At 40.4% G+C, this 15,029-nt stretch carries 7 protein-coding genes; all 7 read right to left on the reverse strand.

Features of this window, described 5'->3' with window-relative positions:
* Positions 1–338 precede the first annotated feature (338 nt).
* On the reverse strand, positions 339–2,192 hold the full coding sequence (locus FN809_RS04425) for a tetratricopeptide repeat-containing sensor histidine kinase (RefSeq protein ID WP_185957438.1): 1,854 nt from the start codon (positions 2,190–2,192) through the stop codon (positions 339–341).
* A 373-nt stretch (positions 2,193–2,565) separates the two neighbouring features.
* Positions 2,566–6,552 (reverse strand): hybrid sensor histidine kinase/response regulator transcription factor, encoded by a 3,987-nt coding sequence (locus FN809_RS04430; RefSeq protein WP_142532240.1) that lies wholly within the window; start codon positions 6,550–6,552, stop codon positions 2,566–2,568.
* A 121-nt stretch (positions 6,553–6,673) separates the two neighbouring features.
* Positions 6,674–7,456, reverse strand: a complete 783-nt coding sequence (locus tag FN809_RS04435; RefSeq protein ID WP_142532241.1) for a LytR/AlgR family response regulator transcription factor — start codon at positions 7,454–7,456, stop codon at positions 6,674–6,676.
* A 14-nt stretch (positions 7,457–7,470) separates the two neighbouring features.
* Positions 7,471–8,493 (reverse strand): sensor histidine kinase, encoded by a 1,023-nt coding sequence (locus FN809_RS04440; protein WP_246095443.1) that lies wholly within the window; start codon positions 8,491–8,493, stop codon positions 7,471–7,473.
* A 409-nt stretch (positions 8,494–8,902) separates the two neighbouring features.
* Positions 8,903–10,255 carry a TolC family protein gene (locus FN809_RS04445; protein ID WP_142532242.1) on the reverse strand — a complete coding sequence of 451 codons (1,353 nt, stop codon included), beginning with the start codon at positions 10,253–10,255 and terminating at the stop codon, positions 8,903–8,905.
* Between the two features lie 486 nt (positions 10,256–10,741).
* Entirely contained in the window at positions 10,742–13,789 is a 3,048-nt protein-coding gene (locus tag FN809_RS04450; protein WP_142532243.1) for an efflux RND transporter permease subunit, read from the reverse strand.
* A gap of 43 nt (positions 13,790–13,832) precedes the next feature.
* Positions 13,833–14,873 carry an efflux RND transporter periplasmic adaptor subunit gene (locus tag FN809_RS04455; protein WP_185957439.1) on the reverse strand — a complete coding sequence of 347 codons (1,041 nt, stop codon included), beginning with the start codon at positions 14,871–14,873 and terminating at the stop codon, positions 13,833–13,835.
* Positions 14,874–15,029: the final 156 nt, after the last annotated feature.

The following is a 15,029-nucleotide window of genomic DNA, read 5'->3' on the forward strand; positions in this document are numbered from 1 at the left end:
CTTGATACTGACCATTGATTTTATACATATTTTGTTTGACTTTGTACATTAATCGGGATTAGTGTATTTTTATGAGAAATACAAAAAGCCGTAGTTTTCGAAAGTCTTTACCGTGAATACTACTACACTGACCTTAGTATTGTGCAATACGGCACCATTCATGTTTATATCAAAACCACAATTACCCGTGTATGGAGGCAAGTACTGTATATGGAACAGAAAAACTTTTGAACGGCTGCAAAATCCCCACTCTTAAAAAGGAGGTTAAGGGTACTGAATGACATTTTAGGATGGATATGTTGCAATATACAAACCGCTATAGGGTTAGTTAAAAGCAGTTAACTATGTACTCCCTTGTTTATATTTGAACGTTGCGGTATAACAAACGAAAAAGTGCTCCCCTTTCCTTTTGTGCTCTGAATTTTCAATTGGCCATCGTGCCTGCTAATAAATGAGCTGCACAAGCTAAGCCCAAGACCAGAGCCTCTTTCGCCGTTAGTGCCTGCAGAATGATAATTGCTTGTTTGGTCGAGCACCTGAACGATTTCCTCCTCGCTCATGCCCACGCCCTTATCGCGTACTATAAACTCAACATTTTCATCTTTTACAGCCGCCTCTATTTTTACCAGCGAACCGGACTCCGAAAATTTTATAGCATTGCTTACCAGGTTTCGTAAAACTACCAGCAGCATATTTTTGTCGGCATATACAAAAGTATCTTCCACGGTAGATTCCAAACTAATTTGTTTTGCTTTTCCCAGGTATCCCAACTGATCGATGCATAACTGCACCACCTGTTTTAAACTAACTTTTTCTATCTTCGGTTTAAACACTTCAGTATTGCTTTCGGACCAGGTAAGTAAGGTGTCTAACAAACTATGTGTTGAGTCGACCATAGGAACGAATTTTGACAGCATCAGTTTTATGGACTTATTATCGAGCAGGCGATGGTGCATTAACTGGGTAAAATTATTCAGGTTACCTACTGAATTCCTCAGGTCGTGACTTATAATGGAAAGCAGCTTACTGATATAACTATTTGTTTTATCCAATCGTTTTACCAACTCTGCATTTGCCTTTTGTTCCTTTTTATTTTTAATTAACACAACAATGCTAATTACCAGCAAAATAAAAATCAGTAAGCTAAGTATTAGAAACAAGGTTCGTTGCCCGGCCAGTATAGCATTGTGCCTTTCAGCTTCTTCTAATTGTCGTGACTGCTCCTCTAATTCGTACTTGCTTTTTAGGGAAAGAATTATATTCTCCTTATTTTTTTGGTTTATAGAGTCGGTATAAAGCAGCTCAAGCCTGGAGTAATTTGCTGCTTCCTTAAAATCCATTCTATCATGATATAGCTTATTTAGCAGATGATAATTTCGTTTTAACAAATCGTGGTTTCTCAACTTTTTACTTTTTTCCAACGATTTTTCTGAATATACTGTGGCACTATCCAAATTACCCGACAAATAATACATATCAGCAATATAATATTGATCTAATGCCATATCGTAGGTTAGCTCCTTGGCTTTGTATAGCTTAAGGGCACGCTGGTGAAAGGTCAGTGATTTTTTAACATCTGGTATACGACCATATAAATATCCGAGACCACTTAAATTGTAGGCATAAAGATTATCGAATGTATCGGGCAAATACGCAAAAGACTTATTGTAATAGTATACTGCCGAATCTGCCTTTCCCGCCTCAGAGAAATGCCCTGCTATATTATTGTAGTCGTAAGCTATTGACAAACTGTCGTTTTGCAACCTATTATAATACAATGATTTCCTGTCATTAACAAACGATAAACTATCGTTATCCACACCTGCATATATTGTTGCTAACCTACCATAGCTGTAGGCCAACATAGTATAATCATTATCGGAAATCAGCTTTATGGCTTTCGTGATGCAATCGGCAGCCTGTTTATATTCACCAATAGTACTATACACGTCGCACATGCCTACCAAACTATAAAACACAGATAACGTATCAAAAGCATTAATGGCAAATTGGTTCGCCTTTGTAAAATACAACATTGCCTCGCTGTGCGATTTGTATAATGTTTCGTAACCCAGCTCCTGGTACACGTCGGCCTTTGCAGAATCGCTTATATCACATAGGAGCAGTGCCTTTAGGCTATCTACCTTTTCCTGAGCGTATAAACTCCCGGTAGGATACAGAAGAAACAGCATCAACAGAAAAAAAAATTTTTGTACAGCTAAAATATGATGCCAATGTTTCAAGTTATTCAGCATTGATTTAAATCGTATACGGGCTATTATATATAAAGTTTTGCTTGCAAAAAACTAATAAAAAAAGTGCATACAAAGATATTTTAATTTAGCGTTGTTGGCAAGTATTAGGAAGTGCTTAAAAAACTATGCACTTTGTAAAAGAAAAGGTACTATGGTTTCCTTTGGGACGGAACGATTAACTTATATATGGTTTTTACCCATATTAAACCCAAATGGCTACGAAACCTCAGTACTTACTATGAATCTGGATTGTTAGCTAATGAAAAAAACACCCGTTTTTTGTGCAGTAAAAACACGGACTACCCAATTCTTACACTTTATTCCGATAGTTTGTGGGCGACTGCTTAAAGTGGCGTTTAAACACCACCGAAAAATACGACGCATCGGCAAAACCGCATAAAACGGATATTTCAGAAACCGGTTTGTCTGTTTTTCTTAACAATTCGGCCGCTTTACGGAGCTTAATATTGATAATAAAATCTTTGATTGGTTTGCCGGCAATAGCTTTTATTTTATTGTAAACTAAAGTACGACTCATAGCCATTTGTTTCACAAAAGCAGCCACATCAAAACCCGGGTCTTCCATATTTTGCTCCACGATACAGATGGCCTTATGCAAAAATTTTTCGTCGGCAGCGCTCTGGCTCACCTCATCGGTTTTTAATCCTAAATCATGGCTAAACCGTTCCTTTACAATTTGCCGGTTGTTAAGTATCGCTTTAATTTGTGTAAACAACAATTGGGTATTAAAGGGCTTGGGCATGTAGGCATCGGCACCTGATTTTAACCCTTGTATTTGGCTTTGCACTGATGTACGAGCCGTGAGCATAAGCACCGGTATATGACTGATGCGAAGATCGGACTTTAAGGTTTTACAAAATTCTATACCATCCATGTGAGGCATCATCACATCAGTAATAATCAGGTCGGGCTCTTTGCTCTGCAATATGTCCAGTGCTTCTCTCCCGTTTTTTGCCGTAATGATACGAAAGGAATTTTGCAATAATTTAGCTATGTATTCACGTAGCTCCCACTCATCTTCCACAATTAAAATACTGATATCGTGCGTATCTGAGTTATCCAAAAAAGATTCTGCCAGGTTATATGGTGCAGGCGACAATGATCTGTCGGTTTTTTTGGTTACAAAGTCTTCCTTTTTAAAATGACTATGGCCCAACGGTAGGGTAACGGTAAAGGTCGTTCCCCGGCCAACCCGGCTACTTACTTTTATTTGCCCATGGTGCAGTTTCACGAGTCTGTGCGTAAGTGCCAAGCCAATGCCCGTACCCTTAATGCTATTACCTACCTGATAATAACGTTCAAAAATCAAATTTAAATCGTCGGCTGGGATACCCGATCCGGTATCCTCGACCTCGAGGATAACACTACTCTCCGAAGCAATTACCGAGAGAAGCACAGAGCCATTTGCCCGTGTGTTTTTTAGTGCATTTGAAATAAGGTTCGACACTATTTTAAACAACATATCAGCGTCGTACCAGGCCTCGATACAATCGGGATAGCTACGAAATTTTAAATGGACATTTTCGATACGCGCTTGATGTTCAAAATAGGTCAACACCTGTTTGCAATCAGCCACAACATCGCCTTTACTAACCATAAGCCTGAGCACAGAAAGTTCCGACTTCCTGAAATCGAGAATTTGATCGATCAACAAAGTCATACGATGGGCGTTACGGTACAAAAAAGGCAGCATTGTTCTAAATTCACTATCACTGCCTCCTGTTTTAACAAGGTGGTCCAGCGGATTGTATATTAAGGTAAGTGGTGTTTTTAATTCGTGCGAAATATTGGTGAAAAAACGGAGTTTCATTTGGTTAATTTCGTTGAGCCGCTCCTTTTCTCTCTCTTTTATGGCAACCTCCTGACGAAGCTTTGCACGTTGCAGGCTGGCTCGCCATACCAAATAGGCAATTGCCATAAAAAACAGGAGCAATAACAATTTAAACCAGATGGTATTCCACCATGGGGGCAATATGGTAAGCTGTATATTAGTGCTGTCGGTATTCCATATACCATTTCGGTTTTGTGCTTTTACCCTAAAGGTATAGGTACCTGCCGATAAATTAGAATAGATGGCCGCATTGCCTTTGCCAGTATGCCATATTTTCTCGAAAGGATATAATTGGTAGGCATATTGGGTAGTTTCAGAGAACGGGATGTCAAAGGCATTAAAATTAAACTGATAGGATGCCGTTGAATAATCAAGAATAATTGAGTCGTTCTTAAATACGTTTATAGACAAAATAGAATCCTTGAGTCCTTCCTTTTCTGAAGTTAACATATAAAAAGAAGTGATGACCGTGGCCGGACTATCCATATGGGGTTTTATATTTTTGGGATTGAAACGGGTTAAACCTTCGTTACTTCCCAAATAGAGCTTTTCGTCGGTAGATTTTAATATGGCACCCTGAAAGTATTCGAGACTGCTTTTATTATCCAATGTATTGAACATGAATATATTTTCCTTTTCTTTCTTTTTGATGATACGCACCACGCCTTCGTTGGAACCAATCCATAAATTATGATCTCCATCGAAGTATAAGGATTGGAACATCAGGTTTTTGTAATTGATGTTGCTAATATATCCCGATATATGTTTTGTTTCAAGATCGTAATAAAGCAGCCCCTTATCTGTGCCAAACACCAAATTACCGGCTGTATCGGATACCATTGCGTTAACCGCACGGCCAAAGCTAGGAGGTGTATTAGACAAAGGAATACGATCTGTAAATTTTTGCTGGGGCACCGAATAAGCATACATACCGCCATAGGTTGAAAACCAAATAACACCCTCCTTATTTTCCATCGCCGAGATAAACATCGGGCTCATTTCCTGAAAAAAATTACCCATGGTTTGGCTCAGGATTTGAGTTTTTTGCTCTGCTCTGTTTATTTTACACAATCTACCGTCCGAAATCCAGATATCCCCCTTAGAATCTCTAAATAAAGTATGGGTGGCATTTTTCCGTATTTTAGCAAAAAGAGGATTTTGGTGGGCATCGCTAAAACGTTGTGTCCTTTTATTAAAAAATAATAAACCTCTGGCATAAGAACCAACCAGTAAAAAATCGGTAGAAAACTGGACTATAGAGGTTATCTTTAGCCCATCAGCAACGCCAAAATGATCAAACGTTAACCTTTCGCGGTCAAAACGGTTTAAACCTCCCCCATCGGTACCCAACCATATATTAGCCTCATCATCTTCGTAAATACACAATACGGTTTTATTTGAAGGTCCGTATTTACTTTGATTGGCATAGGGGAATTGTTGAAAATAAGATGGATATAATATTAACCCACCCGAACGAACCGTTCCTAAAAACACCATTCCATCGCGATGGATGGTGATATCGTTAATAGAATTATCTGTAAGTACATCCAACGCTTTAGGGCCAATTTGAAGAGAATTGACATGCTTAAAAAAAGCATCAAACATTTGTATTCCAGCCCCATCCGTAGCTACCCAGAGCGTACTATCCTGAGGATTAAATTCCATATCCAATATAATATTAGATTGGAGCCCCGAATTATCCTGATTAAAAGTCCTGATTACTTCCCCCTTATGGGACAATTGGTAAACATGGGTATATGTTGCACAGTATATAAAATCATCCAATATTACCAGCCCTCGCTTTTCACTGGTGGGCAGCGGACAAAACACAGTAAGCTTAGTTGTTTTTTTATTCATTAAAAACAGCCCCTCTGAATAGGTAGCTACCAGCAGGTTATTCTGGTCGAAAGGAAGTATTTTGTTTATATGAATAGAGGCACTGTGGCCGGAGTTTGGAGCTAATATTTCCTTAGTTGTGTAGCTTTTATCCTTTTTATTATACACATGAAACTTCCATGCTGTATCCGGAAACCAAAGTTCATCCGCTGTTTCATAAATGCAGGAAGCGCCCATGGTTTTGCTAAATACAAAACGCACAAAACGGTCGTTTTTCCTATCGTACCGGTTAATCCCCTCCGGCGTTGAAAGCCAAATATTACCATCCCTATCCTCGTAAATTAATAGAATATTATTAGATGATATGGAGTAGGCATCTTCGGCATTGTGAAAATATTTCACAAGCTTGTTTCCATCAAAACGGTTTAAACCATGAGCTGTTCCCAGCCAAATATACCCCACATGATCGCGAACAATGGAATGTACAGAGTTTTGCGAAAGCCCATAATTACCCGAAATAGATTTAGACTTATAGATAGTATTGCCTTTGGCTTGCGTAAAACAAGGCAAGCATAGCAACAGAAGCAAAAAAAATAATTTTATCCGCATCCATAAAAAATTTTCGTTTGCAAGATAATTAGACTTTACTAAAAAAGCTGCATTTATTTTATACTGCAAGTCTGTCCATCTATATATAAAAAAGTGGAATCCTTTAAAAAGTAATTTATTATTACTGATTCATCCACTCCTTAAATGGACCGGCCTTACTGCGACTCACCATTATTTTATCGTTCAGTTTATTCACCAATTTAACGATCAACTTACCGTTAAAGTAAGTCTCAAACCGATCGATAGCCTCAATATTTACAATGGTTTGACGGTTGCTGCGGAAGAACATGGCCGGATCCAATTCCTCTTCGAGTTTATCCAGGGGCATATTGATGGAATGCTCCATGCCCTCGAAAGTAACCGCAAAGGTAATACGGGCATCAAAATAAAAGTAGGCAATATCTTCAACCGACAGTTTAAAATACGATTCGCGTCGGGAAATCAGAAAACGTTTACGATACCCTCCTTTTGACGATATAATGCTTTTGGCCAATTGTTGATAATCGATAAATGATTCCTGTTCCAAACCTTTACTTATACTTTCAACAGCGCTTTCGTATTTTAGGATGGAACGCGCTAAGTCCTCCTCCTTAATTGGTTTTAAAAGATAATCGATACTATTGAGGTCGAAGGCTTTAAGTGCAAACTCATTGTAGGCGGTTGTGAAAATAATGCCACATTCCACCTTTACCTGATCAAAGATGGCAAAGGAGTTGCCGTCGGCCAGCTCAATATCCAGAAATATGATATTGGGATGCTTATTTTCCTTAAGCCAAGCTACCGTTTCCTGTATACTTTGCAGTATGGTCAACACCTTCCAGGCCGGACGAAGTTCAAGAATCATGTCCTTCATCATTTGAGCTCCGTGCATTTCGTCTTCAACAATAATCACGTTTACATCCATAATATTACATATTTTTATTGTTCAATTAAAGGTAGTTGTACTTTAAATTCATTTTCCCGCTTGTCTATAACTACTTTTTCATCGGTTAAAAAAGCGTATCGTTTCTTTAAATTTTCACATCCGGTTTTTGTGGAGTAAGTGGTATTTTTAACATTCAAATTATTGCTCACTACTAACTTATTATTTTTTGTGTAAACACGGATGGTTAATGGCGACAGTTTTGTAGCTACATTGTGTTTAACGGCATTTTCTACCAATAATTGCAAACTAAGGGGAGGCAGGTGCCAATCCAACAATCTTTTGTCTATATCTGCTTCAACAATGAGTCCCTCGCCCAGTCGTTCTTTGTGCAGCGCCCAATAACTTTCAATAAATCGAAGCTCCTCTTTAAGGCTTACCGAATTTCGTTTATTACTCTGAAGCACATATCGATACACATCAGAAAAGTTACTGGTAAAACGTATAGCAGCATCTTTATCGTGGCGGATAATAGCCATGAGGGTATTCAGGTTATTAAATAAAAAATGTGGATTCAGCTGATCCTGTAACGACTGATAATCTTGTGTTATCTTCTCTTGCTTTAGCCGTTCATTCTCCAACAATGCTTCACTCAGGCTTTGATGGTAATTATAGGCAAATAGCAAAATGATGTAGATAGTAACAAACAACAAGGTCATTACTACGCTGGCATTGTACATGGATGGGGGGATAATAAGATTTTGTTCGACAGCAGGCTTTACGAGGTGCGAAAAAAATCCAATTCCAGTAAACCAAATAGCCGTAAAGCTTACGAGCATAATTATACGCCTAAGGGTATGGGTGTGCCAAGGGTATTTTTTGGCTATCAGTTTGTTAAAGCTAAACGTTCCTTCGCTCAATAAAAAAAATATCAACACAGATAATAAATATCCCTGCCAACGGTATGGCACCTCTTTATAGAAGGTTGTACTTAACACAAAATAAAATAGCGTGCCCATTAAAACCTCTAATCCCAGACGTTTTTTAAAGTGTATTAACAATATTGGCTTGCGCTGCATATGCTTACTTTTTAATTAATGATAAAGATAGGGAAAAGGAGTGTGCGGTGTTTCGATGTTCGGTAAATTGGTGTTCGGTGTTCGGTGTTCGGATGGTTGAATTATTTTAAAAAGCTGCGTTAACCCCCATCCCTACTACTGCGTAGTAGTACTTCCCTTCCGAAATAATTCGGAACAGGCTATCCCTCCAAAAGGGAAGGGGAAGAGCCGTCTGCTGATATAACCACATTAAATTATTTTTATGCGTCACGTTAACTCTTCCCCCTCACATTTTCGTGAGGGAGGGGGAAGTACCGTGCCGTGCTGCTACGTTAATGCTATGGCGCGTGCGTAAGGCGCGGGGATGGGGGTTAATACTCCTGTAAAACAAAATATATCAACCAAATACTAATACATTAATCACTGCCCCTTACTGAATTCCGGATACTTCTAACCCACCAATGGCCTTGTAATAAGCTGTCTTTGATATTTCGTAAGTAGCGAGGGCATCTAATAATTGGGCGTTTGCACTAAGCCAGGAGGCCTGAGCATTGAGCACATCTGTGGTAGTATTTAATCCGGCATCGAAACTGGCACTCACCTCATCGAGCGTTTCAATGGCTTCGCCTTTACTTTTTTGTGCCAATACAATAGACTCATAGGCTTCGGTTACCTGAATGATACTGCGTTGCACTTCCACCTCTATCAGTTCGCGCGTTTGGTCTAATTGATATTGCGCTTGTTGCTTTTGGAAACGAGCCACATCCTTTTTATGCTTTTTCTCGCGCCAATGTATGATGGGTATAGACAAGCTAGCTCCGGCCGTTGTAGTAAAATCACCATCGTACAAGTTGGGTATTTCGTTGTAACCATAGCTTACCTGAGCCCCCAATTGCGGGAGGTAGGTACTCGAAATACTCTTTTTCCGGAGTTCTGAAAGACTCACCTGACCATCCAGTATTTTAAGTTCGTTACGCTTACCCATGGCCGACACTACACTGTTTTGCATGTTCAGCATTACGGGTTCCTCGTTTAAGGGGGCGTTTACTTCAATGCTGCTGTTGATGTCCAGACCAATTATTTGGCACAAATTCATCATCATCACCTTATAGGCATTCTTAGCACGTACCAGATTTAGCTGGGCTTGATTTTTCTGAACGGTCACTTTTAGTTTTTCACTTTTCGGACTCAATCCCAGTTCGTACATATCATTCATCTGTTGTTCCAGCGAGTCCAGCATTTCGTAATACTTGCTTGCAACCTTTAATTGTTCTTTAAAAGCTGCCAATCGCCAATAGGCTTCATCGGTATTGTAAATCACCTGGTCCGTTTGTAATTCATAGGATTGTTGCGCTATTTCTACGCCCTTGTCGGCCATTTTGTTGGCATAGCGTATGGCACCTCCCATGTAAATGGGAATTTGCATGGCTGCCGAAGCGCTGTACATTTTTAAATTTTCGGTTTGTAGGGTTATACCCGGAAAAGAAACCACATTACCTGTAGCATTGCCCCCGGCATCGTTCACTTCTATATCCATGGCCGGAACTTCTATATTGTCCAGATTTGGCATAATGGAAGCAGTAGCACTACCGTCTATTTTTGGCAGGTACGCTGTACGAGCTTGCTTTTTATTAGCTTCCGCTTCAAGGTATTTTGCCCGGGATTGCTTTAGCGTTTTATTATTTTCCAGGGCCATGCTGCGACATTCGTCCAGCGAGATAGCTTGTTGCGCGTAGGTATGGCTAACAATAAATATTCCAATAAATACTATAAAATTTCTCATTTGTTTTTATAAAATTAGTATCAAGTACAGAGTATCAAGTAGCAAGATAAAAGTATCAAGTATCAAGATTAATAAATATAAGCTGCTGTATTGTTGACCCCCATCCCCACACCTTTGGTGCGGTACTTCCCCCTCCCCCAGAAAATGGGAGAGGGAAGAGCCGTCTTAGTGAGAGTCATTGCGCAAACTTATCTTAAGCGTCACGTATGCTCTTCCCATTTTTATTTGGAAAAAAGGGGAAGTACTATGCCGCAGGCATAGGGATGGGGATCAAATAGCACTCTCATCCTCCCAAAACTCCTCTCAGCTATACGCTCTTTCCACTCTCCGCTTTACGGTCACTTACTCGGGGCGCGACATTTACAGCTTTGTTAAAGTCGCACTCCGAGGTTCAACCCACCACTCTCTGCTTTACGCTTTCCGCTCCCGAAGAAATTAAACTTTAGGCATCGGGATTTTAGTTCCTTCAATCTTTGCTTTCCGCTTTTACTTTCGCAAAGCTTTGGTATTCACCCTATAAAACACCGTATATAAAACCGGCACAACAATCAATGTTATAATGGTACCCACCAGCAAACCAAACATTATAGCTACCGCCATCGTTTTAAACATTTCGTCCCACAATAAAGGAAGCATACCTAAAATAGTGGTGAGTGAGGCCATCATAACGGGGCGTAACCTGGATACTGCCGAATTAATTACAGCAGTGAGTTTATCCCTTCCTTCTTTTATCTCTACATTAATTTCGTCTAACAGTACAACCGCATTTTTTATCATCATGCCCATTAATCCAAGCGTTCCTATGATGGAAAAAAATCCAAAGGATATACCTGTTACCTGAAAGCCCAGGATAACACCCACAAAGCTAAGAGGCATAAGGCAAAGTATTATAAAAGGCTGCCTGAAGTTACCGAACAGCCCGATAATAATAATCACCATCAGCAAAAAAGCCAAAGGCATGTTCTCAGCCAAAGCAGCATTGGCTTTGGTGCTGCTATCAATTTCGCCCAGCCACTTTAAGGTATAGCCCTCAGGTAAGGGTATAGCTTCTATTTTTTTGGTCAATGCCGTTTGCAGCTGAACCCCTGTGAATCCCGGAGCGGGATCGGCCTGTACCTTGATGGATCGTTTAGCATCGTACCTGCGCACCACGTTGTACTCCCATTCCATATCGATAGAATCGACTAACTGCTCCAACGAAACGCTGGTTGGCAAGCCCGCCCATACAGGGATACTAGCTATTTGATTTACATCGTCAGCTACGGTTTTATTGAGCTTTAACATTACCGGCAACCTGTACTCTCCATCATAAAATGAGCCTACAGGATGACCGGAAGTGGCTATAGCTATCGCCCTGGCCATATCGCCCCTGGTAACCCCCAGCTTACGTGCCTTTTCTTGCGAGTATTTTGGGCTCAGCGTTTTCACCGGATTTCGCCAGTTGTCGTTTACAAAGGCCGCCATTTCCTCTTTGCGCATAATTGCTTTGGCTTGTTCGGCCAACTGGAAGAGCACCTTGTCATCGGGCCCCTGAAACATGGCTTGTATTTTATAATCGCCACCCATGGAAGAGTAATTCCTCGTTCGGGCATCGGCTTGTGGATAATTTTGGCTAACATACTCCTGAAGCCTTTGCTTTACGGGGTTTAAATCATCTTCGCTTTTTAAAGATATAATCAACTCACCATAGTTCATGTTCATGGAGTTCATGGGTCGGCTCAAGGTGTAGCGTACCGGCGTACGAACCAGAGCGCTAACCACAAAATCTATTTCTTCCCATTGGCTTATTTCTTTTTGTACCAGTTCCAGGTCTGTTTCTACCTGACTTACATCACTGCCTTCGGGCAAGTAGTATTCTAACAGAAACTGGTTGTATGGTGAGTTGGGGAAAAAATCTTTTTTCACAAACTTAAAAGACCAAAACGAAGCCACCAATAGCACCACCATTAGGATGGCCATCATGCTTTTGTGCAACAACGAAAATCGTATCACCTTATCAAACCATCTATAAAAAACACCTTGGTTTGTTTCTATCTCACCCGATTTACTTTTTTTCTGTCGCCCTTTACGATAAAAAAACTGCGCCATAAATGGGGTTTGTATCAAGGCCAATATCCAACTTAAAAACAAGGATATGGCGAGCACATAAAACAAAGGTCTTAAAAACTCACCAGCCGCCGTTGAGTTAAAGGCCAATGGAAGAAAAGCCAGAATGGCCACCAAGGTGGCACCCAATAAGGGCATAGCCGATTTTTTAGCCGTAGCCACAAAAGCTTTCTTTTGCTTTATTCCTTTTTGCAGATCAACCAATATGCCATCAACTACCACAATGGAGTTATCGACCAACATACCCATGGCAATAATAATAGCTGCCAGGGATACACGGTGCAGTTCAATACCTGTGGCACCCATTACAATAAAAGTGGTAAGAATGGTAAACACCAGTCCACTAGCTATCAGCAGGCCGGCTCTGAAGCCCATAGCCAGCAAAAGCACTACTACCACAATAAGCACCGACTCTATCAGGTTGATCATAAAATCATTGATTGCATCATCCACATTTTTATGCTGAAAATACACCGGATGAATTTCGATGCCTACGGGCAAGGATTCCTCTATTTTTTGCAAACGCTCCTCCACTCTTTCACCCAACTCAATCACGTTACCGCCTGCCTCCATCGAGAGCGCCAGGCTAATCGCAGGAAATCCATTGTACTTTAGGCGCTCGGTTACGGGATCGTAAAAATCTCTTGTTACTCTGGCGATCTGTCCCAAACGGTAACGCCCACCATTACTAAGCTTAACTTCAAAGTTTTTTATTTCGTCGATACTTTGAAATTTGTTGCCTATGTTTACGCGTATTCGCTGACTGCCGGACACAAAACTACCGGCATCCACCGTTTGCCCCTGATCGTGAAAAGCCTGAAAAATCATCATTGGATTAACACCCAGGGTGGCAAAATATTCGTTATTGAAACTTATATTTACTACCTCTCGCTGCTTACCGAATGTTTCTATACGCTTTACACCATTAATATCTAACAATTCTTTGCTGATATCGTCCACATAGTTCTGGAAATCGTAATAATCATGACCATCGTTAGAGATAGCCATAAATATACCACTCACATCGCCAAAGTCATCGTTAATATTAGGTGCTCCTGCACCGCTGGGAAGCCCACCCTTGGCATCGTTTACTTTACGTCGCAGGTGATCCCATAGCTGGGGTAATTGGGAACTGGGCACACCCGATTCGATGGTTATTTGTATCTCGGACAAACCGGGCATGGATCGTGACTCAATATGATCGATGTGTTCGAGGCGCTGAATAGCCTTTTCGAGAATGTCGGTAACTTCTTTCTCTACTTCCTTAGCAGTGGCTCCGGGATAGGATGTAATCACCACTGCCGCCTTAACAGGTATTTCGGGATCTTCGAGCTTACCCATGGAACCAAAGGACATGATGCCTCCCACCACAAGCGAAATAAAAACGAAGCTCAAAAAAGCTTTTTTTGATAATATTTTATCTAACATATTAAATAGTTAATTACGATATAAGCTGTTGTTCTAAATATGTCTACAGCTTTTTTACACTTTGATTTTCGCTTAGGCTGTGTACACCTGCGGTAACTACATATTCGTCGCCCCTTAAACCGGCCATTACGGATAGGTAACCTTTGTTTTCGAATTCCTTTATTTTAACTTCCTGGCTTAACACAACAGAATCTTCGGGATTTAGAATCCATACGTAAGCCTTGCCATTTTTATAGAAAACAGATTCTACTGGTACATTTAATGTAGGCTCTGCTACAGCCGGCATCTTTATTTTTATGGCTACCGACATGCCAGGCTTTAAGCTATTCAACTTATCATTATCTACCTGCAAACGCACATCGAACATATCGTTACCGTTTGATTTTTCGTTTACTGACAGCAACCTGGCGGGCATGTTATACATTTTGGCATTTGGAATATCGCAGCTTATCTTTTCAAATTCCGAAGCCAGGTTCACTTTGCTCTCGGGCAAACTAAAACGTACTTCGAGATGACTTACATCGAGCAGGGAGTAGATAGGTTTACCCGGTGTTACGTTCTCGGCTTTGTCAATGTGCTTGCGATAGATATAGCCATCGAAGGGTGCTTTAAGCTCGGTGTCGTCCAAAGCATTTTGAGCCGACTCGTAAGCACTTTTTGTGGATAGATAAGCGGCTTCTAAACTTTCCAGCGTGTTAATAGGGAGCTTATTTTTTTTGTATAGCTCCTTGTAACGCGCATACTCGCCCTTAGCATGTTTGTATTGCGCCGATGCCGACTGTAGTTTTATTTTATAATCGCGTGGATTGACTCTGGCAATCACCTGACCTTCTTTTACATAGTCGCCTTCGCTGGCCAATACTTCATATACATCGCCACCTACCTTAAAAGCCACGTTAACATCTCTTTTTTCCTTTAGCTGACCATGAAACACAATCTCTTTATTATCGATGCCCATATTTATTTTTTCCACCTTTACATATCTGGCTTTTGGGACCTCGGTAGGTTTTTCTGTTCCACATGCCGAAAATCCAATTCCAACTGTCAGCAGTATTATTAACGACTGCAAAATTCTTTTTGTCATGATTTTGATTTTATTTTTTTTGAATGACAAAACTACTCGCTTGTGTGTAGCTATTTTCAGAAAATTGCAGGAAGGGGCTTTATGGGTGTATGAAGCTGTGTATGGTGGGTTTAAAGCGAAAGGAAAGCTGTGTTCGGTAATCGGTAATCGGTGCCC

The sequence above is a fragment of the Saccharicrinis carchari genome (genome assembly GCF_900182605.1).
In the GTDB taxonomy this organism is placed as follows: domain Bacteria; phylum Bacteroidota; class Bacteroidia; order Bacteroidales; family Marinilabiliaceae; genus Saccharicrinis; species Saccharicrinis carchari.

Excerpts from the sequence above, each read along its gene's own strand:
- FN809_RS04425 (WP_185957438.1), bottom strand. The coding sequence starts at position 2,192 with ATGCTGTTTCTTCTGTATCCTACCGGGAGTTTATACGCTCAGGAAAAG.
- FN809_RS04430 (WP_142532240.1), bottom strand. The coding sequence starts at position 6,552 with ATGCGGATAAAATTATTTTTTTTGCTTCTGTTGCTATGCTTGCCTTGT.
- FN809_RS04435 (WP_142532241.1), bottom strand. The coding sequence starts at position 7,456 with ATGGATGTAAACGTGATTATTGTTGAAGACGAAATGCACGGAGCTCAA.
- FN809_RS04440 (WP_246095443.1), bottom strand. The coding sequence starts at position 8,493 with ATGCAGCGCAAGCCAATATTGTTAATACACTTTAAAAAACGTCTGGGA.
- FN809_RS04445 (WP_142532242.1), bottom strand. The coding sequence starts at position 10,255 with ATGAGAAATTTTATAGTATTTATTGGAATATTTATTGTTAGCCATACC.
- FN809_RS04450 (WP_142532243.1), bottom strand. The coding sequence starts at position 13,789 with ATGTTAGATAAAATATTATCAAAAAAAGCTTTTTTGAGCTTCGTTTTT.
- FN809_RS04455 (WP_185957439.1), bottom strand. The coding sequence starts at position 14,873 with ATGACAAAAAGAATTTTGCAGTCGTTAATAATACTGCTGACAGTTGGA.